Source organism: Stenotrophomonas sp. CASM101, assembly GCF_049384845.1.
Classification (GTDB): domain Bacteria; phylum Pseudomonadota; class Gammaproteobacteria; order Xanthomonadales; family Xanthomonadaceae; genus Stenotrophomonas; species Stenotrophomonas hibiscicola.
This window is the reverse complement of record NZ_JBMRFR010000001.1, coordinates 637869-657058: the sequence shown is the minus strand read 5'-3', so window position 1 is coordinate 657058 and position 19190 is coordinate 637869. Positions and strand designations below refer to the sequence as shown.

24 protein-coding genes are annotated in these 19190 nt (G+C 67.5%); 3 read left to right on the top strand and 21 right to left on the bottom strand.

Features of this window, described 5'->3' with window-relative positions; all coding sequences use genetic code 11:
• Positions 1–48 precede the first annotated feature (48 nt).
• The 14 genes from mgtE to VG543_RS03135 form a co-directional block, all read right to left on the bottom strand.
• On the bottom strand, positions 49–1410 hold the full coding sequence (gene mgtE / locus VG543_RS03200; protein ID WP_019659456.1) for a magnesium transporter: 1362 nt from the start codon (positions 1408–1410) through the stop codon (positions 49–51).
• A 194-nt stretch (positions 1411–1604) separates the two neighbouring features.
• Entirely contained in the window at positions 1605–3374 is a 1770-nt protein-coding gene (ptsP, locus tag VG543_RS03195) for a phosphoenolpyruvate--protein phosphotransferase (RefSeq protein WP_423177707.1), read from the bottom strand.
• Between the two features lie 2 nt (positions 3375–3376).
• Positions 3377–3646: an HPr family phosphocarrier protein gene (locus VG543_RS03190; protein ID WP_005408385.1), complete on the bottom strand. Its 270-nt coding sequence runs from the start codon at positions 3644–3646 to the stop codon at positions 3377–3379.
• Positions 3639–4031 (bottom strand): PTS sugar transporter subunit IIA, encoded by a 393-nt coding sequence (locus VG543_RS03185; protein WP_019659454.1) that lies wholly within the window; start codon positions 4029–4031, stop codon positions 3639–3641. The genes VG543_RS03190 and VG543_RS03185 overlap by 8 nt, the downstream gene beginning before the upstream one ends.
• Positions 4032–4530: 499 nt before the next feature.
• On the bottom strand, positions 4531–5415 hold the full coding sequence (gene rapZ, locus VG543_RS03180; protein WP_188250360.1) for an RNase adapter RapZ: 885 nt from the start codon (positions 5413–5415) through the stop codon (positions 4531–4533).
• A gap of 27 nt (positions 5416–5442) precedes the next feature.
• A complete protein-coding gene (gene hprK / locus VG543_RS03175; RefSeq protein ID WP_019659452.1) occupies positions 5443–6393 on the bottom strand; it encodes an HPr(Ser) kinase/phosphatase in 951 nt (316 codons plus the stop codon).
• Complete coding sequence (locus VG543_RS03170; protein ID WP_019659451.1) at positions 6390–6842, bottom strand: PTS sugar transporter subunit IIA; 453 nt, start codon at positions 6840–6842, stop codon at positions 6390–6392. The genes hprK and VG543_RS03170 overlap by 4 nt, the downstream gene beginning before the upstream one ends.
• Positions 6843–6863: 21 nt before the next feature.
• On the bottom strand, positions 6864–7181 hold the full coding sequence (hpf, locus tag VG543_RS03165; RefSeq protein ID WP_004147311.1) for a ribosome hibernation-promoting factor, HPF/YfiA family: 318 nt from the start codon (positions 7179–7181) through the stop codon (positions 6864–6866).
• A 58-nt stretch (positions 7182–7239) separates the two neighbouring features.
• Positions 7240–8661 carry an RNA polymerase factor sigma-54 gene (locus tag VG543_RS03160; protein WP_423177705.1) on the bottom strand — a complete coding sequence of 474 codons (1422 nt, stop codon included), beginning with the start codon at positions 8659–8661 and terminating at the stop codon, positions 7240–7242.
• A gap of 39 nt (positions 8662–8700) precedes the next feature.
• On the bottom strand, positions 8701–9420 hold the full coding sequence (lptB, locus tag VG543_RS03155; RefSeq protein ID WP_019659449.1) for an LPS export ABC transporter ATP-binding protein: 720 nt from the start codon (positions 9418–9420) through the stop codon (positions 8701–8703).
• Complete coding sequence (lptA, locus tag VG543_RS03150) at positions 9420–9971, bottom strand: lipopolysaccharide transport periplasmic protein LptA (RefSeq protein ID WP_423177703.1); 552 nt, start codon at positions 9969–9971, stop codon at positions 9420–9422. The genes lptB and lptA overlap by 1 nt, the downstream gene beginning before the upstream one ends.
• Before the next feature lie 103 nt (positions 9972–10074).
• The gene (gene lptC, locus VG543_RS03145; protein ID WP_019659447.1) at positions 10075–10650 is read right to left on the bottom strand and encodes an LPS export ABC transporter periplasmic protein LptC; all 576 of its coding nucleotides are present in this window, start codon (positions 10648–10650) and stop codon (positions 10075–10077) included.
• Positions 10647–11195, bottom strand: coding sequence for a KdsC family phosphatase (locus tag VG543_RS03140; protein WP_019659446.1), 549 nt, complete (start codon positions 11193–11195; stop codon positions 10647–10649). Before VG543_RS03140 ends, lptC begins: the two co-directional genes overlap by 4 nt.
• A gap of 66 nt (positions 11196–11261) precedes the next feature.
• Positions 11262–12263, bottom strand: coding sequence for a KpsF/GutQ family sugar-phosphate isomerase (locus VG543_RS03135; RefSeq protein ID WP_423177702.1), 1002 nt, complete (start codon positions 12261–12263; stop codon positions 11262–11264).
• A 54-nt stretch (positions 12264–12317) separates the two neighbouring features.
• Here VG543_RS03135 and VG543_RS03130 point away from each other — a divergent pair, with 54 nt between their 5' ends.
• Genes VG543_RS03130 through VG543_RS03120 form a run of 3 tightly spaced genes read left to right on the top strand, consistent with a single transcriptional unit; the run spans position 12318 to position 14155 of the window.
• Positions 12318–12548: a BolA family protein gene (locus tag VG543_RS03130; protein WP_021202589.1), complete on the top strand. Its 231-nt coding sequence runs from the start codon at positions 12318–12320 to the stop codon at positions 12546–12548.
• Positions 12549–12569: 21 nt separating this feature from the next.
• Complete coding sequence (murA, locus tag VG543_RS03125; RefSeq protein WP_019659444.1) at positions 12570–13841, top strand: UDP-N-acetylglucosamine 1-carboxyvinyltransferase; 1272 nt, start codon at positions 12570–12572, stop codon at positions 13839–13841.
• Positions 13838–14155, top strand: a complete 318-nt coding sequence (locus tag VG543_RS03120) for a hypothetical protein (RefSeq protein ID WP_019659443.1) — start codon at positions 13838–13840, stop codon at positions 14153–14155. The genes murA and VG543_RS03120 overlap by 4 nt, the downstream gene beginning before the upstream one ends.
• A 113-nt stretch (positions 14156–14268) precedes the next feature.
• Here the strand turns inward: VG543_RS03120 and VG543_RS03115 are convergent, their stop codons facing one another.
• The 7 genes from VG543_RS03115 to purM all read right to left on the bottom strand — a co-directional run bounded on the left by VG543_RS03115 (position 14269) and on the right by purM (position 19185).
• Positions 14269–14952 (bottom strand): DUF3108 domain-containing protein, encoded by a 684-nt coding sequence (locus VG543_RS03115; protein ID WP_019659442.1) that lies wholly within the window; start codon positions 14950–14952, stop codon positions 14269–14271.
• 2 nt (positions 14953–14954) lie between these two features.
• On the bottom strand, positions 14955–15773 hold the full coding sequence (locus tag VG543_RS03110) for a DUF3108 domain-containing protein (protein WP_155029070.1): 819 nt from the start codon (positions 15771–15773) through the stop codon (positions 14955–14957).
• A 68-nt stretch (positions 15774–15841) separates the two neighbouring features.
• Positions 15842–16501, bottom strand: coding sequence for a phosphoribosylglycinamide formyltransferase (gene purN / locus VG543_RS03105; protein ID WP_134735833.1), 660 nt, complete (start codon positions 16499–16501; stop codon positions 15842–15844).
• Positions 16498–17157 (bottom strand): DUF2238 domain-containing protein, encoded by a 660-nt coding sequence (locus VG543_RS03100; RefSeq protein ID WP_019659439.1) that lies wholly within the window; start codon positions 17155–17157, stop codon positions 16498–16500. The genes purN and VG543_RS03100 overlap by 4 nt, the downstream gene beginning before the upstream one ends.
• Positions 17158–17197: 40 nt before the next feature.
• A complete protein-coding gene (locus tag VG543_RS03095) occupies positions 17198–17620 on the bottom strand; it encodes a hypothetical protein (RefSeq protein WP_312545913.1) in 423 nt (140 codons plus the stop codon).
• Complete coding sequence (locus tag VG543_RS03090) at positions 17617–18105, bottom strand: hypothetical protein (protein WP_312545914.1); 489 nt, start codon at positions 18103–18105, stop codon at positions 17617–17619. Before VG543_RS03090 ends, VG543_RS03095 begins: the two co-directional genes overlap by 4 nt.
• A 21-nt stretch (positions 18106–18126) precedes the next feature.
• On the bottom strand, positions 18127–19185 hold the full coding sequence (purM, locus tag VG543_RS03085; protein WP_188250362.1) for a phosphoribosylformylglycinamidine cyclo-ligase: 1059 nt from the start codon (positions 19183–19185) through the stop codon (positions 18127–18129).
• Between the last annotated feature and the right edge of the window lie 5 nt (positions 19186–19190).

The window sequence follows — 19190 nt, the reverse complement described above, 5'->3', positions numbered from 1 at the left end:
TTGGGTGGAGTCAACGACCCGCGTGGCGGGGGCCGATCCTCGATGCGGTCAGTGCAGCAGCACCAGCGTGGCCAGGCCGAGGAAAGTGAAGAAGCCCATCGAGTCGGTCACCGCGGTCAGGAAGATACCGCTGGCCAGCGCTGGATCGAAGCCGAAGCGTTTCAGTGTGAGCGGCACCAGCACGCCGGCCAGCGCTGCGAACAGCAGGTTGCAGGTCAGTGCGATGGCGATCACCGCAGACAGCCCGGGTGAATGGAACCAGGCCAATACGATCAGGCCCAGCACCGAGCCGAGCATCACGCCGTTCAGCAGCGCAACACGCACTTCCTTCCACAGCAGGGTGCGCGCGTTGGAGGCGCCCACCTGGCCCAGCGCCAGGCCGCGCACCATCAGCGCCAGCACCTGGGTGCCGGCGTTGCCACCGAGGCCGGCCACGATCGGCATCAGCACCGCCAGCGCCACCAGCTTGTCGATGGTGCCCTCGAAGTGACCGACCACGCTGGAGGCCAGGAAGGCCGTGCACAGGTTGATCGACAGCCACATCAGGCGGCGGCGCATGGCGCGCCAGACCGGGCTGAACAGATCCTCGTCCTCGTCCAGGCCGGCGGCGCCCAGCGCCTGGTGCTCGGCCTGGCCACGGATGATGTCGACCACGTCATCGATGGTGATGCGACCAACGAGGATGTTGTTCTCGTCCACCACCGGTGCGGAGATCCAGTCATGGTCGGAGAACTGCCGCGCGACTTCCTGGTCGCTCTCGCCGACGTCGATGGCCGGCTGCTCGTCGTCGATCAGGCGGTTGATCGGGGTGGTGTCCTCGTGGGTCACCAGTGCCGCCAGCGACACCCGGCCAAGGTACTGATGGCGCCGGCTGACCACGAACAGGTGGTCGGTGTGGTCCGGCAGTTCGCCGCGCAGGCGCAGGTAGCGCAGCACCACGTCCACGTTGACGTCGGCGCGCACGGTCACCACGTCCGGGTTCATCAGGCGGCCGGCACTGTCCTCGGGATAGGACAGCACCTGTTCCAGGCGCTCGCGGTTCTCGCGGTCCATCGACTTGAGGACTTCGTCGATGACCGTATCGGGCAGGTCTTCGACCAGGTCGGCCAGGTCGTCGATGTCCAGGTCTTCGACCGCGGCGATGATTTCGTCCGGGTCCATGTCCGCGAGCAGGCTCTCGCGCACGTCGTCGCCGACGTGGACCAGCACCTCGCCGTCATCTTCCGGATCGACCAGGCCCCACACCACCTCGCGCTTGCCCGGCGGCAGCGATTCAAGCAGGTTGCCGATCTCGGCCGGGGCCAGGGTGTTGACCAGGCGACGCACCGGGCCCAGCCGACCGCTGTCCAGTGCGTCGGACAGCATCCGCAGTTGGCGCGCAGTCTTGTCGTGGCGTACGGCTTCAGCCATCGCAGCTCCCGCGGGATAAGAAAAGCCGCGATCCCGGCAAGGATGCGGCAACAGGGGTGTTCAGCGCGTCATTATCGCAAGGGGATGTTTCAACGCATAGCCGAGGGGCGGTGGTTGCGCCGGCCGCTGGCCCGCAATCGTCCCCATCGAAGTCCACGAGATTGCCGGCCAGCGACCAGCACTACTTTCGGCAGTCAGGCCGTTTCGGCCACCAGCGCCAGCCAGCGCTCGATCGCGCGGCGGTCGCGTGCGGCCAGCAGCTTCGGCGCGCGCGCGCGCAATGCGGCCAGATCGGCATCGCGGATCGCACGGCGCACTTCCAGCAGCGTGCCGGGGTGCAGGCTGAACTCGGTCAGGCCCAGCGCCAGCAGCAGCGGGGTCATCCGTGCATCGCCGGCCATCTCGCCGCAGACCGCCACCGGGATGCGGTGACGCGCGCCCGTCTCGATCACCATCTGCAGCAATCGCAGCACGGCCGGATGCAGTGGCGAATACAGTTCGCCCAGTGCCTCGTTGTTGCGGTCGGCGGCCAGCAGGTACTGCACCAGGTCATTGGTGCCGATCGACAGGAAATCGACCAGGTCGATGAAGCTCTCCAGCGCCAGTGCTGCCGCAGGAACTTCGATCATCGCGCCCAGCGGCACGTGGTCGGACACCATGTGGCCCTCGCCGCGCAGCTGTTCGGTCAGCTTGAGCATGCGCCGGCGCACCGCCAGCAGCTCCTCGCGGGTGCTGACCATCGGCACCAGCACGCGCAGCTTGCCGTAGGCGGAGGCGCGCAGGATCGCGCGCAGCTGGGTATCGGCCACCTTCGGGCGTGCCAGCGACAGGCGTACGCCGCGCAGACCCAGGGCGGGGTTCTCTTCATTGCTGAGGGTCAGGCCGGTGCGGTCGGCCTTGTCCGCGCCCAGATCGAGCGTGCGGATGGTGACCGGTCGCCCGCTCATGCCCAACGCGGCATCCCGGTAGGTCTGGAACTGTTCTTCTTCATCCGGCAGCTCGTTGCGCTGCAGGAACAGGAACTCGGTGCGGTACAGGCCCAGTCCCTGCGCGACCAGCGCGTGCGCCTGGGTGACGTCTTCCAGCGATTCGGCATTGGCCAGCAGGGCGATGTCGACCTGGTCGCGGGTGCGGCTGGGCTTGCTGCGCAGGCGGCCGAGCTCGCGCTGCTCGCGCGCATGCTCCTTCAGGCGCGCGCGATAGTCACGCAGGTTGTCGGCCTGCGGGTTGGCGGTGATGCTGCCGTCGGCGCCATCGATGATCAGCACGTCGCCATCGGCGATGCGGCTGAGCAGCTGCGGAACGTTCACGATCAACGGCAGATGCAGGCTGCGCGCCAGGATCGCGCTGTGCGACAGCGCGCTGCCGGCGGCGGTGACGATGCCAACCACGCCCTGGGCCTGCAGCTGGGCCAGTTCGGACGGGGCGACGTTGTCGCAGACCAGGATCTCGCCGGCCAGGCCCTTCATCACCGGCGCGCGTTCAGGCTGCAGGAACGCGTGGATGCGGCCGATGACATGGTCCAGGTCGTCCATGCGGCTCTTCAGGTAGGCATCGTCCATGCCATCGAAGACCTTGGCCAGGCGGTCACGCTGCAGGCGCAATGCGTAGCCGGCACTGTAGGGACCGCTGCGGATCAGCTCGTCCAGCCCGAACAACAGCTCGGGATCGTCCAGCAGCAGCGCGTGCAGGTCCAGGAACTCGCCCACTTCCTGGTTCAATGCGCCATGCAGGCGCTGGCGCAGTTCGTGCATTTCCGTGCGCGCGGCATCCACCGCACGATGCAGGCGGGCCAGCTCGGCCTCGACCTGGTGGGCGCCGATGCGTTGCTCGGCCACCTCCAGCGCATGCGGCAGGCGTACCCGTGCGCGGCCCATCGCCGCGCCACGGGCAGCACCGTGCCCAGCCAGCAGCTGGACCGGCCGCTGGCCGGAAGGAACCTGGCCGGCGCGCGCGCGCGGCACGCTCAGCTGTCCTCGTCGAAGCGGCGCTCGAACAGACCGACCACCGCTTCCATCGCGGCGGCTTCGTCCTCGCCGTTGATGCGCACCGTGACCGGAGTGCCCTGGCCGGCGGCCAGCAGCATCACGCCCATGATGCTCTTGGCGTTGATCTCACGGCCCTTGGCGGCCATGGTCACGTTGCAGCGGAACGGCGCCAGGGTCTGCACCAGCTTGGCGGTGGCCCGGGCGTGCAGGCCCAGGCGGTTGCTCACGGTGAGTTCTCGTTCAAGCATCGTCGACTATCGCTCCATTACGGGTGCCCGCCGCGGCTGTGGCGGGCAGTTGATCCAGTCCCTGTTCCGGATAATTCATCACCCGCAGCAACATCGGCAGGCTCAGCGCCGATACCCGGCGAACCGGGGTCCCCAACCGGGCCAGCTGCCCGGCTAGGTTGGCGGGGCTGGCGCCGTACAGGTCGGTCAGGATCAGCACGCCATCCCCTGCATCGACCCGCCGCAGGGCGGCCGAGGCGAGCGGGAGCAGGGCGTCCAGGTCTGCGTCGAACGGTACTTCGAAAGCTTCGGTTTTCAGCGGCAATTGCCGCAGGAGCCGGGTCGCCACCTCAAGCAGGGCGGGCCCGACCCCCGGATGTGTTACGAGGAGAATGCCACAGGTCATTACTGCACGTTAACAGGTCAAGGTGAATTGGCGATAGCAGCAGATGAGGGGCACTGTGTCCCGTATTCAGTGTTGCTCGCGTGGGAGCCCTTTTCCGTTGGAGAAGAGATTCGACCCCATCCGTTTTTCGATGCCTGGCAGAGATTCATCCACGCATGGCGTGGATCGTGTCGACCAAGGTCGACACCCACCAACAGCACACGGAATCTGTCAGAGGCGGGGCGGTGTGGGCAGGCAGGACCGTTGGCGCCATGGATTGCGCCATCGAGCCCCCAGGGGTGAGGGCGCTTTGCTTGCGAAGCACTGCTTCGCAAGCGCCCGAACGCCCAGCCGCCAGCGGCTGGGCCGGACCGCGGAGCGGGGTTTACGGCGTGTCCTGCAGATCCACACCGCCCCGCCATCCCACGGAATGCCGCTTCTGCTGTTGCTGTTGCTGTTGCTGTTGCCGGCCAGCGGCCGGCACTACCGGCGGGTGCCGGGCGCAGCCCGGCCGCCCCCCTCAATCCTGTTCGCGGTGATACGTGGCCACATCTTCCCAGCCCATCTCGCGGGCATGCCGGGCCAGGCGCTCGGCCAGGAACACCGAGCGGTGCTTGCCGCCGGTGCAGCCGAACGCCACCGTCACATAGCTGCGCGTGCCATCACCCAGCTTCGGCAGCCAGGTATCGAGGAAATCCATCAGCTGGCCCAGATAGCGCTGCACATCCGGCTGCGCTTCAAGGTAGTCGCGTACGCCCGGTTCGCGGCCGCTCAGCGCACGCAGATCGGGGTCCCAGTGTGGATTGGGCAGCACCCGCGCATCGAATACGAAGTCCGCCTCGGCCGGCACGCCGCGCTTGTACGCGAACGATTCGAACAGCAGGGACAGTCCGGTGGCATGGTCCAGCGTGAACTCGGTGATGATCCGCCGCCGCAGCTGATGCACGTTGAGGTTGCTGGTATCGATCACCGCATCGGCCTCGCGGCGCAGCGGTGCCGTCAATTCACGTTCGCGTGCGATCGCTTCGGGCAGCGACAGGCCCAGCTGGCTCAGCGGATGACGGCGCCGGGTGTCGGCGTAGCGCTTGAGCACAGCCTCATCGCTGGCCTCGAAGAACAGTACCTTCACTTCCACGCCGGCGTCAGTGGCCAGCTGCCGCCAGTTGCCCAGCTGGCTCAGATCGGCCTGTCCGCGAACGTCGATGCCCACGGCCAGGCGGCGCGGCGCGCTGCCGTCATGGTTGGCCAGCAGGCTGCGCACGAAGTCGGGCAGCAGATTGATCGGCAGGTTGTCCGAGCAGTAGTAGTCCTGGTCCTCGAAGGTCTTCAGGGCGACGGATTTACCCGAGCCGGACAGGCCGCTGACGATGATCAGGGTCGGGGCGGAGGGGGTGACGGTGCTCATGGACAGGCTCTTCGAGGGGCAGGGAAATCAGGGTGTTCGCCGTTCCAGCAGGTTGCTGTGGCGGGCGATGAACATAGCCGCCGGGTCGATGCCCTTGGTGCGCAGGATGTGCAGGCGGGTCGCGGCTTCGGTCAGTACGGCCAGGTTGCGGCCGGGCATCACCGGCAGGGTGATCAGCGGAACGTCCAGGTCCAGCACATGGCGGGTGCCCGAATCGCCGGTCAGGCGTTCGTAGCCATGTGGGGTGGGTTCGGTCATCGGCTTGGTCAGGTGGACGATCAGCCGAAGGTACTTGTTCTTCTTTACAGCCGTGTCGCCGAACATCTCGCGCACGTTGAGCACGCCCAGGCCGCGCACTTCCAGCAGGTCCTGCAGCAGTTCGGGGCAGGTGCCGTCGAGTACGTCCGGGGCGATCTGGGTGAACTCGGGGGCATCGTCGGCGACCAGGCGATGGCCGCGGGTGAGCAGCTCCAGCGCCAGCTCGCTCTTGCCCGATCCGGCCTCGCCGGTGATCAGCACGCCGATGGAATAGATCTCCATGAACACGCCGTGCAGGATCACCCGCGGCGCCAGCGTACGCGCCAGATGGTAGGACAGGTGGTTGAGCAGTTCGTGGCCGCGCTTGGGCGAGAGCCACAGCGGCGTGCCGGATTCGTCAGCAGCGGCGCGGAGGTCTTCCGGGCAGGGCTGGTTGCGGGTCAGCACCAGCGCCAGCGGGTGCGACTGCATGATCTTTTCGATGGTCTCCCAGCGCTGGCGTGGTTCCAGTGCATCCAGCCAGGACAGTTCCTCGGTGCCCAGGATCTGCACCTTGTTGGGATAGATCGCGTTGAGGTAGCCGGCCAGCGAGGGACGCCGCGAGACGGTATTGCCGGCCTCCAGCTCGCGCTTCTCACCGGACTTGCCGGCGGCCCAGCGCAACCCCAGCCGCTCGCGCTGCTGTTCGAACAGTTCACGGGCGGTGATGCTGGTATTCATGCGGCACTCGCAGGAGGGGTCATGTCCAGCGCCTCGCGCAGCGCCCGGGCATCGCCCGCTTCGCGCAGGGCCTGGCGGATGTCCGGCGCGGAAAACAGTTCGGCCAGCTCGGACAACAGCATCAGGTGCTGGTGGGTGTAGTGGGCGGGGACGGCCATGGCGAACACCAGGTCCACCGGTTCGTCGCCGCCGAAATCGACCGGGGCGGCCAATCGCAGCAGGGCGCCACGGGGGCGATCAAGGGTAGGCGCGCGGCCGTGGGGGATGGCGATGCCGTGGCCGATCGCGGTGCTGCCCAGGGCTTCGCGCTGGCACAGGTTCAGATAGATCTGTTCGGCATTGGCCTGGCGGCAGGCCAGCAACCCGGCGGCGGCCTGCAGGACGCTGTCACGGTCGGTGGCCGTGCAGAGCTGGGTCTGCACGGCCGCCAGGAGGTCAGTCAGGGGCATGTCTGCGGGGAACGGTGGCGATCAGCCACCATTGTCGCCCACCGGCAGCGGCGCGTGCTGCTGTTTTTTCTCCTTGTGCTTGATCACCAGGCGGTCAAGCTTGTCCGCAAGCAGGTCGATCGCGGCATACATGGTCTGGGCATTGGCCTCCGCGTGCAGGGTCTGGCCCGGGATGTTGAGGCTGGCGTCGACATGGTGTTCGGTCTTCTGCAGCTTGAGGGTCACCCGCGCTTCGCAGTGCTGGTCGAAGTGCTTTCCGATCCGGGCCAGCTTTTCCTCCACATAGGACTGCAGGGCCGGGGTGACTTCGACATCTTTGCCAAACGTTTCGATGCGCATCGGGTTTCTCCTGTGTTCGGATGTGCCAATGAACCTCTCCGCCGGGCGCGGCGGCGCGTCAAGCGATTCTGACCCTTTCGTGCGAGGCGGAAATGTTCATGGCTTCACGATACTTCGCCACGGTGCGCCGCGCTACTGGGATTCCCGACGATTTGAGCAGGTCAGCCAGCTTGGCGTCAGAAAGCGGCTTGCGCGGATTCTCATCGTCGATCAGGCGCCGGATCATCGCCTGGATGGCGGTGCTGGACGCCGCGCCGCCGCCCTCGGTATCGATGCCGGAGGCGAAGAAGGCCCGCAGTGGCAGGGTGCCGCGCGGGGTGCGCACGTGCTTGCGGGCGATCGCACGCGACACCGTGGATTCGTGCAGGCCCAGTTCGGTGGCAATCTCGCGCAGGGTCAGTGGGCGCAGCGCCTGCTCGCCGAATTCAAGGAAGCCGGCCTGCTGCAGGATCAGGCTGCGCACGACGCGCAACAGGGTTTCGCCGCGCTGCTGCAGGCCTTTCAGCAGCCAGCGTGCTTCCTGCAGCTGGGCACGCAGGTAGCCGGCATCGGCATCGCCGCAACGCCGGATAAGCTGTTCGTAGCCGCGGTGGATCACCACCTTCGGCCCGGCATGGGCGGCCAGTGCAGCGCGCCACACGCCGTTCTGCCGCCATACCACCACGTCCGGCACCACGTAAGTGTCCTGCGACAGCGGTGCGATCTGCGTGCCCGGGCGTGGGTCCAGCGAGCGCAGCAGCGCGACGGCAGTCTCGACCTCGTCCATCGGCTGCTTCAACTCATGAGCAAGCCCGGCGACGCCACTGCGTGGCAGCCGTTCCAGCGGGCCTGCGGCAATCTGTCGCGCCAGCGCCAGCCCGGGCGTTTCGCCGGGCAGCACATCCAGCTGCAGCAGCAGGCATTCGCCCAGCGTGCGTGCAGCCACACCCACCGGATCGAAGCGCTGGATGCGATGCAGCACGGCGAGGATCTCGTCATCGTCGGCGTGGATCGCCGGCAACAGGGTTTCAGCGATGGTGGCCAGCGGTTCGCGCAGATAACCGTCATCGTCCAGTGCATCGATGAGCGCGGCACCGATGCTGCGATCACGTGGGGACAGATGCGACAGATGCAGCTGCCACAGCAGATGGTCGGCCAGCGTTTCGGTTTCGGCTACGCGCTCGGCGGCGCTGCCATTGTCGTCGTCATCGTCGAAGCTGCCGCCGCTGCCGGACGCGTTCCAGTCCAGTTCCGCCGGCGCCCAGTCGTCGCCGGCATCGGCGCGTTCTGCGGGCGCATCGTTGCCGTTGTCGTCGCCTTCGCCGGCAGGACTGCTGCTGTCACTGCTGTCGGCCCAGTCCAGCAGCGGATTGCTTTCCACCGCCTGCGCGATTTCCAGCTCCAGCTCGGTGGTGGACATCTGCAGCAGCTTGATCGCCTGCTGCAACTGGGGCGTAAGCACCAGTTGCTGTCCCAACGATGTCTGCAGCCGAGTCTTCATGCCTGTGCCGAAAGGAAGGAAAGGGACCCGGCGACTGCTTCACAGCTTGAAGGAATCCCCGAGGTAGACGCGGCGTACATCGGCGTTGTCCAGGATCGCTTCCGGCGAACCCTGGGCCAGCACGCTGCCCTCGGCGAGGATATACGCGCGGTCGCAGATACCCAAGGTCTCGCGCACGTTGTGGTCGGTGATCAGCACGCCGATGCCACGCTGCTTGAGATGGGTGACGATGCGCTGGATCTCGCCGACCGAAATCGGATCGACACCGGCGAACGGCTCGTCAAGCAGGATCAGGCGCGGCTGCGCTGCCAGGGCGCGGGCGATCTCGCAGCGGCGGCGTTCGCCACCGGACAGGCTGGCGCCAAGCTGGTCGGCAACATGGCCCAGCTGCAGTTCGTCGAGCAGGCTGTTCAATTCGCGCTCGCGGCCGGCCGCATCCAGGTCTTCGCGCAGCTCCAGCACCAGGCGGATGTTGTCGGCCACGGTCAGCTTGCGGAATACCGACGGTTCCTGCGGCAGATAGCCCACGCCCTGCTTGGCGCGGGTATACATCGGGTCGCCGGTGATGTCCTTGCCGTCGAGCACGATGCTGCCAGCGTCAGCCGCAACCAGGCCGACGATCATGTAGAAGCAGGTGGTCTTGCCGGCACCGTTGGGGCCCAGCAGGCCGACCACTTCGCCGGCGTCGAGGGTCAGCCCGAAATCCTTGACGACTTCGCGCTGCTTGTACTTCTTGCGCAGGCCCTTGGCGACGAGCATTACTTCCTGCTCCCGGCCGGCTGCGCCGGCGTGGTGGCCTTGGGCTGTGCCGCAGGCGGGGCCGGGGTCTTGTTCTTCGGCGGGATGACGGTGCGCACACGGCTGCCGTCACCACCGGAGTTCATTTCGCCGGTGCGGGTGTTGTAGACCATGCGCTGGCCGGCATTGGTGCCGCGCGCGCTGGTGACCTTGTAGTTGCCGGTCAGGGTGATGATCTCGGTCTTGATGTCGTAGTCGATGCGGTCGGCAACGGCATCCATCCAGGTGCCGTCATCGAGCTGCTGCTTCATCTTGGCCTGCTTGCCAGTGAACACCGCGCGCACGGCTTCGCCATCCTTGAGGTAGATCTCGGCCTCGGACGAGCGCAGGTCCAGCGTGCCCTGGGTGATGATCACGCCCTGCGACAGCACGGTCTTGCCGTCGCCGGTGAGCGTGCCGGACTGGGCGCCGGAATCGATGTGCATGTCTTCGTTGCGGTCGGTGGACTTGGCGAAGGCGGCGCTGGGGACAAGAAGACCGAGCGCGAGTACGGCGGCAAAGGAAATCTTCATCGGGGTCCGTTCTACCGGTGGGGGCCTCCCGGGCGGGCCGGGGGCGGAGGGTGGGGCTGCCGGCCCTGCGCCTGTCCGGAGACGTCGCGGGCTGGCGGCGGAATCAGCGTTTGGGCGTGTAACGGCCCTTGGACTGGCTGAGGAAATGATACGTGTTGTTCTTCGAATCCACTTCGAAGCCGACGCCGGACTGTTCCATGCCCGGGCGGGTCATGGTCACCAGGGCGTCGGTGCGGGCGCGGTTCTCCTTCGGGAACACGTCCAGATGGTCGGTGCGGAAGGTGGTCGGCACCACGCCCGGATCGGCCGGGCTGTCGCCGGCCACATTGCCGCGCAGCTTCATCTGGTCGCCCTTGGCGCTGAGCCAGCCGGTCTCGGCACGCAGGGTCCAGTGCTTGCCATCCTTGTCCGGCATCTCGAACAGCGGCGTGGCGATGTTGATGGTCTGGTCGCCACGCTGGCGTTCCAGCCGCGGCGCACGCAGGGTGGTCGACTCCTTGCCGTGCTCATCCAGGGCCACGATCTGGAAGTCGTGCAGAACGTAGTCCACACCCGGCTCCTGGCTGTCGTTGGCCGGGCCCTTGTCGCGGTTGCGCAGGGCGGCCCAGCTGCTGAGCAGCGCCGCCAGCAGCAGGCCGACGCCCAGAAGGGTGCGCCAGTTCAGTGTCGGCAGGCTCATGCGCCGAACCTCGCCAGCACCGCATCCACGTGGCCCTGTGCGGCCAGCAGGATGTCGCACAGTTCGCGGGCGGCGCCACGTCCGCCGTCGGCGCGGGTCTGCCAGTGCACGCGCTCGGCGATCCACGGGTGGGCGTTGGCCGGGGCCACTGCCAGGCCGACCGCGCCCAGCGGCGCCAGGTCCGGCAGGTCGTCGCCCATGAAGGCCACCTGCTCCAGGCCGACGCCGTGCTGCGCGCACAGCGCCTGCACGCTGGCCAGCTTGTCGCCCACGGCGATCTGGGTGTCGATGCCGAGGTCGGCGCCGCGCTTGAGCGCGGACTGGCTGTTGCGCGCGGTGATCAGCACGGGGTGGATACCGTGCTGCTGCAGCAGTTTCAGGCCCAGGCCATCCTGCACGAAGTACGCCTTGCTCTCGTTCCCTTCCTTGTCGTAGTACAGCCGACCGTCAGTGAGGGTGCCGTCCACGTCGAAGCAGGCCAGGCGGACGCGGGCCGCAGCGGCATGCAGGTGGGCAGGGAAGGCGGGCAGGGGGGACCAGGGCATCAGGGCAGCAGGCTCGGTGGGGTCGGGTGGGGCATTACAGACTGAATGGGGTCTACGGACTGTCGGTTAAACCACCCGGGCCCGCAACAGGTCATGAATGTTCAGGGCGCCTACCGCACGGCCCTGGTCATCGACCACGATCAGGCCGTTGATTTTCTGGGTTTCCATCTGCCGCGCGGCCTCTACGGCCAGCTGGTCGGCCCCGATGGTGCGCGGGTTGCGGGTCATCACGTCGGCGATCTTCGCGGTGCGCACGTCAAGCGCGCTGTCCAGCGCGCGGCGCAGGTCGCCGTCGGTGAACAGGCCGATCAGCACGCCATCGGCGTCGACCACGGCGGTCATCCCGAGTCGCTTGCGGCTCATTTCCACCAGCGCCTCGCTGAGGCTGGCGTCGGCACCCACGCTGGGCAGGTCCTCGCCGCTATGCATGACGTCGGTGATGTGCAGCAGCAGGCGGCGGCCGAGGCTGCCGGCCGGGTGCGAGCGGGCGAAATCGTCGGCGGTGAAGCCGCGTGCGTCGAGCAGGGCCACGGCCAGCGCATCGCCCATCGCCAGCGAGGCGGTGGTGCTGGAGGTCGGCGCCAGCGCCAGCGGGCAGGCCTCGGCCGGCACGCTGACGTCCAGGTGGATATCGGCGGCGGTGGCCAGGCTGGACTGCGGGCGGCCGGTCATGGAGATCAGCAGGTTGCCCTGGCGCTTGAGCACCGGCAACAGCATGAGCAGCTCGTCCGACTCCCCCGAATAGGACAGCGCCAGCACCACATCGTCCTCGGTGATCATGCCCAGGTCACCGTGTCCGGCCTCGCCAGGGTGCACGTAGAACGCCGGGGTGCCGGTGGAGGCGAGGGTGGCGGCGATCTTGCGGGCGATGTGCCCGGACTTGCCCATGCCGGTGGCGACCACACGCCCGCGGCTGGCCAGGATCGCCTGGCAGGCCTGCTGGAAGGCCTCGCCGAGGCGGTCAGCCACGGCCTCCAGCGCCTGCCGCTCGATCTCGAACACGCGGCGGCCACTGGCGACCAGGCCGGCAGGGTCGGCAGAACGGGGGGGCAACAGGGATTCGGCCATGCGGACGCCACGCAGCGGAAGTAGAATGGATGCACATTTTATTAGGAAAGCCCGTTGGACGCCGACACCATCCGCAATCTGATCGAAACCGGCCTGCCTGGCGCCCGCGCCGATGTGCGTGGCGACGATGGCGTGCATTTCGAAGCGACCGTGGTCTGCGAGGCCTTTGCCGGCAAGATGCCGCTGGCCCGCCACCGGATGGTCTATGCCACCCTCGGCGACCTGATGGGCGGCGCGATCCACGCGCTGGCGCTGAAAACCGTGACCCCGGCCGAAGCCGGCTGAACCGCAGAAGATTCCCAATACATGGCCAAGATCGTTGTGACCGGCGGCGCTGCGCTGCACGGTGAAGTGAGCATCTCCGGCGCCAAGAACGCCGTCCTTCCCATCCTCTGCGCGACCCTGCTGGCCGATGCGCCGGTGGAGATCACCAACGTGCCGCACCTGCACGACGTGGTCACCACGGTGAAGCTGCTGGGCGAACTGGGTGCCAAAGTCACCATCGACCAGGGCACGCTGTCGCGCGGCAGCGCGATCGTGGTCGACCCGCGTTCGGTCAACCAGCACGTGGCACCTTACGAGCTGGTCAAGACCATGCGCGCCTCGATCCTGGTGCTGGGCCCGCTGCTGGCCCGCTTCGGCGCGGCCGAAGTGTCGCTGCCGGGCGGCTGCGCGATCGGTTCGCGTCCGGTCGACCAGCACATCAAGGGCCTGCAGGCACTGGGTGCCGAGATCGTGGTCGAGAACGGCTTCATCAAGGCCAGCGCCAAGCGCCTGAAGGGCGGCCACTTCACCTTCGACATGGTCAGTGTCACCGGCACCGAGAACGTGCTGATGGGCGCGGTGCTGGCCGAAGGCACCACCATCCTCGACAACTGTGCGATGGAGCCGGAAGTGACCGATCTGGCGCATTGCCTGATCGCGCTGGGCGCGAAGATCGAAGGACTGGGCACCGCCCGCCTGGTGATCGAAGGCGTCGAGCGCCTGTCCGGTGGCCGCCACGAAGTGCTGCCCGACCGCATCGAGACCGGCACCTTCCTGGTGGCCGCAGCGATGACTGGCGGCAAGGTCACGGTCAACCGTGCGCGCCCGAACACCATGGACGCGGTGCTGTCCAAGCTGGTCGAGGCCGGTGCGAAGATCGAGACCACCGACGACACCATCACCCTGGACATGCAGGGCAAGCGGCCGAAGGCGGTCAACCTGACCACCGCGCCGTACCCGGCATTCCCGACCGACATGCAGGCCCAGTTCATGGCGCTCAACTGCGTGGCTGACGGCGTGGGCGTGATCAACGAAACGATCTTCGAGAACCGTTTCATGCACGTCAACGAACTGCTGCGCCTGGGCGCGGACATCCAGGTTGAAGGCCACACCGCCATCGTGCGTGGCAGCGAGCACCTGAGCGGTGCGCCGGTGATGGCCACCGACCTGCGTGCGTCGGCCTCGCTGATCCTGGCCGGCCTGATGGCCAGCGGCGAGACCACCATCGACCGCATCTACCACCTTGATCGTGGCTACGAGAACATCGAAGAGAAGCTGTCTTCGCTCGGCGCCACCATCCGGCGCGTGCCATGATCCTGCGTGGCAAGTTCAGCCCGCGTCGCAAGGCACTGCTGGCCCTGGTGCTGATCGTGCTGGCGTGGCTGGGCTATGCCTGGTACGCCAACATCGCCATTACCCAGGGCATCGAGCAGAGGGACATGGACTGGAACGGCGATGGCACGGTCTCGCGCGACGAGATCATCGAGTCGTTCTACGCGGTCGCGGTGAACGACAGCCAGGACGGCAACCGTCATTGCCGCACCTTCGTCTGGCGCAGCACCGGCGAGCAGATCCGCGTGGACTGCCGCACCGAGTTCAAGCCCGCTGCGGCCGAGGAAAAGAAGTAAGAAAAACGCCCGCGAAAGCGGGCGTTTTTTCCGGGGCGTCCATCCACGCATGGCGTGGATCTACTCCAGGTTTCCAGTAGATCCACGCCATGCGTGGATGACGTGGATCTCCGTCAGTTCAGCGCCTTGATGGTCAGGTCCAGCGCATCGCGTCCGCCCTCACGCTGCAGCATGCGCGCCGGCACCGGGAACTCCGGCACGATCCAGGCGATCAGCTCCTTGTTGCCGTCGGCGCGCGAGACCTTGGTGGCCTCGTAGCTCTTGCCGCCCACGGTGATCGATTCCTTGCCGACCACGCGGTAGGTCATGTTCTTGATGCGGCCTTCGTCGACCATGCGATAGGTCAGCGGCTTGCCGGCGGCCAGGTCACGGGTGATCGCCAGGTTGATCAGCAGCGCATCCATGTCACCGGCCTTCAGCGCGATGGGGCCGGCACGGTCCGGCTTGATGTCGCCGGTCCAGGTGGCCTGGTTGCTGGTCCAGTTGTAATTGGCCTGCACGTTGCGCTTCTTCACCAGCAGCGCCGAGCGGTCCTGGCTGCTCAGCGGGCGCAGTTGCCCACGTACTTCCTCGAACACGGTGCTCTGGCTCAGGTCGGCGAGCTGGTTCTTCACCTGGAGGCTGTAGCGCCACTTGTTGCTGCCTTCGTTGGACAGGGTCATCGTGCCGTTGGCCTGCATGCCCATGTAGCTGGCCAGGTAATCCGCCTTGAAAGGTTGCAGGGCCATGGCCGGCAGGCTGGCCACGGACAGGGCAGCGGCCGCGATCCAGGCGAGGGGGCGGGTCGGGATGCTCATGCTCAGACTCCTTGGTATTCGATCAGGCGCAGATCGACGCGGTCTTCGCCGTCTTCGCGTTGCAGGATGCGCACCGGGGTGGGGACCCCGTTGGCGATCCAGAGGATGGTTTCATTTTTGCCGCCGTTGGTCCGGTAGACCCGCAGCGCGTTGTAGGACAGGTCGCCGACCTCGACGTTCTCGGTCTGCGGCGCGGCCTGGTAGTCATGCTGGCGGACCTTGCCCATGTCCACGTAGCGGTAGTGCATCGCGGCGCCTGGGCGGGCGTCGCGCATGATTGCCAGATTGATCAGCAGCGCACTCTGGTCGCCCGGCTGCAGCGGAATCGGCTGTGCGCGCTTCTTCTCGACATCGCCGCTCCACTGCGCGGTACCGGCCTGCCAGTTGTACGTGCCGACCGCCTTCTTGCCGAGAAACAGGCCCTTGCGCACCGTGCTCTGGCTCAGCGGTGCATAGGTGCCAGCGCGCTCCTCGAAGACCGTGCTCTGCTCGATGTTCAGTCCCAGCACGCTGGCGAACCCGCGGCGGCCGACCACCTGCATGTCCACCCGCCACTGGTTGCCGCCGGTGTGGGTGACCTGCATGCTGGCGTCGCCGGCCTCCTTGCCCTTGTAGAAGGCCTGGTAGGTGGCGCTGAACGGCTGCAGCGGCGGCGGTTCCCACGCCAATGCCGGCAGGGCCGGGGCCGTCGTTTCGGCCGGCGGTTGCACCGCTGGCGCCGGAACCGGCGAGGCAGGCGCCTGTGCCTGGCCCCAACCCACGCCGGGAAGCACGACAAGCGACAGCAGCAATGAAGTGGACAGCAGGGTCGTGGTCTTCATGGAGGACAGGAGCTGCAGGAGGGGGGCAGGATGCCAGCCCCGCAGTCAGCGGGGCGTGTGCGTGGGCGTTACCGGTTCAGGTTCCCGGCGGAATCTAGGACCAGTGGGCTAAACAGGGGGTGACCATCCAGCAGTGGCTGGCCCTCCCGTTCAGCCAGGCGGCCGGCGCACAGCAGCTGCAGGGTGGCGATCAGCAGCGGATGCTCCACCGCCAGCACACGCGCCGCCAGGCTGTCGGCGTCATCGCCGCGCATCACCGGCACCCGCGCCTGGGCCAGCACGGCGCCGGCATCCAGCTCGGGCACCACCAGGTGCACGCTGGCCCCATGCTCCGCATCGCCGGCGTGCAGCGCCCGCGCATGCGTGTCCAGCCCCTTGTGCAGCGGTAGCAGGGAGGGGTGGATGTTGACCAGCCGGCCATTGAAGCGCTGCACGAAGTCGGCGCCGAGAATGCGCATGTAGCCGGCGCAGACGATCAGATCCGGCGCGACCGCGGCCAGTGCATCGCCCAAGGCCTGCTCGTAGGCGGCGCGGTCACCGAATTCTTTCGGTGCATGCGCCCAGCGCAGGCTGTCGCCGACCCGTTGCAGCGCGGCTGCGGCTGGGCGGTCGGAGAACACGCCGACAACCTCGGCGGGCAGGCGGCCGTCAGCAATTGCGTCAAGGATGGCCTGCAGGTTGCTGCCGCGGCCGGAGGCGAGCACGGCAATGCGGGTGGGCGTGCTCATTGCCGGGCACTCCGGCGGATCAACGGCCAGGTCAGCAGACTGCCCAAGGTCGCCAGCAGCATGTCGGCATGAGCGTCCCACATGTCGCCCTGCTGCCCGTTGTAGGCCTCGGCGGCGTCGGGCGACAGGGCAAGCGCGATGGCCCACTCGAACCACTCGTAGACCAGGCTGGCGCACATCACCGTCATCACCGCCAGGCTGAAGGCCTGGCCCAGGCGCAGCGCCGGCCAGGCATGCCGGGCCAGCTGCAGCAGCGCGGGGGTGAAGCAGACGCCGAACAACAAGTGGATGAGACGGTCGAAGTGGTTGCGCTGCCAGCCGAAGGCGGCATTCGGTGACCAGCCGGCCAGCGCCTGTGCCCAAGCGTCGTAGGGCACGTTGGAGTACAGCCAGCGCGCGCCCACGCAATGCAGTGCGATGAAGCCACAGATCGCGATGAAGGCGCCATTGCCCAGCCAGCCACGCCGGTCCACCCAGAGCAGGGCAGCCAGGCCGACGACGGTCAGCGAGCTGTGCAGGGCCTGTTCGACGGGCCACAGCGGATCGATCCAGCTGACCAGGAACACGGCCAGTACGGCGGCGAAGGCCAGCTTCTTGGGCAGTGAAACACGATAGCCGCGGGCAGTGGCGTTTGCGGCGGTGGCGGGCGCGGACATGTCGGATCGGTCAGGAGGAAGCGATGGGTTGCCTGCGGGCTCAGGCACTGAGGTGGTCGCCGCGGTCGAACAATGCGGCCATGTCAGGCTTGGACAGGAACACCCGGGCATAGGCCGTCAGCGCCATGCCCAACGGGCCGGCAAGCACTGCCAGCCATGCTGCGCGCTGGCACCAGGCCAGCCCGGTGCGGCGCGACAGCAGGCGCGCAGTGTGCAGCTGTACGAAGCCAAGCGCCGCCGCCAACAACGAAATGACCCCGTAGACCGTGGCCAGCGCCGCGCCTTCGTTCAACCCCCGGGAACTGGCGACCAGGCCGATGAAACCGAGGAAGGCCAACGCGGCCAGCCAGTGGAAACCTGCCAGCGCGTAGAACAGCACCTTCAGCGTCTGCAGGTGGCTGGCCAACTGCAGCTGCGCCAGGGTCTGCTGTGGCAATGGCGGAGGCGCGCCCGGCATCGTCATGCAGCCGCGCCAGCTGCATCGAAGGCGGCCTTCACCTGCGGGCGCAGCAGTGTGACCAGGGTGAACACCCCTAGAACGGTGCCCAGCGGCGCGAACAGGCAGAGCAGGCCGGCCACGATCAGGCACAGCAGGTAACGACGCCGCCGGGCCACGCAGCGGCCGGCATGGATGACGAATGCGGCCATGCCCAGGCCGCCGACGACGAACACGGTCCCCAGGACCGTGAACACCCAGCCGAACAGGCGCTGTTCGGCCGGCGACGAGGGCTGGCCCCCGGAGTTCATCGGCAGATGGCCGCTCAGCGCACTGATGCCGAGCACGATGTACAGAATGAAAAACAGCGAGAGCAGCGCAATCAGGCCACCGAACACATAGTGGGCGATGGACAGCGCGCGCAGGTGGTCAGCGTCCTGCCTGCTGAAGACCGGCACCGCCGCCAACGGCGGTGGTACCGGGGTGGGTGCCAGGGGGGGCGTTGCGTCCATGCGGGCTCCTGGTTGCCGGGCTCAGCCGATGTGGACGCGCTCGGCGCCTTCGGCGGTGACCACCTGGCCGATGGTCCAGTGCTCCAGGCCCTGCGCCCTGACCGCCTCGGACACGGCAGCCTCCTGGTCCGGCGCGACGATCAGCACGAAGCCGATGCCGCAGTTGAAGGTGCGCCACATCTCGCTGTCGGCCACGGCGCCTTCCTTCTGCAGCCACTGGAATACCGGCGGCAGGGTCCAGGACGAGGCCTGGATGTCCAGGCCGAGGCCGTCGGGCACCACGCGGATGATGTTCTCGGTCAGCCCGCCACCGGTGATGTGGGCCATGCCGTGAATGGCCTCGCCGTGTGACTTCAGCAGCGCCAGGATCGGCTTGACGTACAGGCGGGTCGGCGCCATCAGCGCATCGACCAGCTTCACGCCGCCTTCCAGCTCCAGATCGGCCGGGCGGCCGGCACGGTCGTAGATGCGGCGCACCAGCGAGTAGCCGTTGGAGTGCGGGCCGGACGAGGCGATGCCGATCAGCACGTCGCCGGCAGCCACGCTGGCGCCGTCCTTCAGCTCGCTCTTCTCGACCGCGGCCACCGTGAAGCCGGCCAGGTCGTATTCGCCCGGGGCATACATGTCGGGCATTTCAGCGGTTTCACCACCGATCAGCGCGCAGCCGGCCTCGGTGCAGCCGTTGGCGATGCCGCCCACGACCGCCGCGGCGGTGTCGATGTCCAGCTTGCCGGTCGCGAAGTAGTCCAGGAAGAACAGCGGCTCGGCACCCTGTACCAGCACGTCGTTCACGCACATGGCGACCAGGTCGATGCCGATCGTATCGTGGCGGTTCAGCTGGTGCGCCAGCTTCAGCTTGGTGCCCACGCCGTCGGTACCCGACACCAGCACCGGCTCGCGGTACTTGTTGGACAGGTCGAACAGGGCGCCGAAGCCGCCCAGGCCGCCCATCACTTCCGGCCGGAAGCTGCGCTTGACCAGGGGCTTGATCCGCTCGACCAGCTCGTTGCCGGCGTCGATGTCGACACCCGCGTCACGATAGGTAAGGGGGGAGGGGGCGGAAGACGGGGTGTTGGTCACGGGCG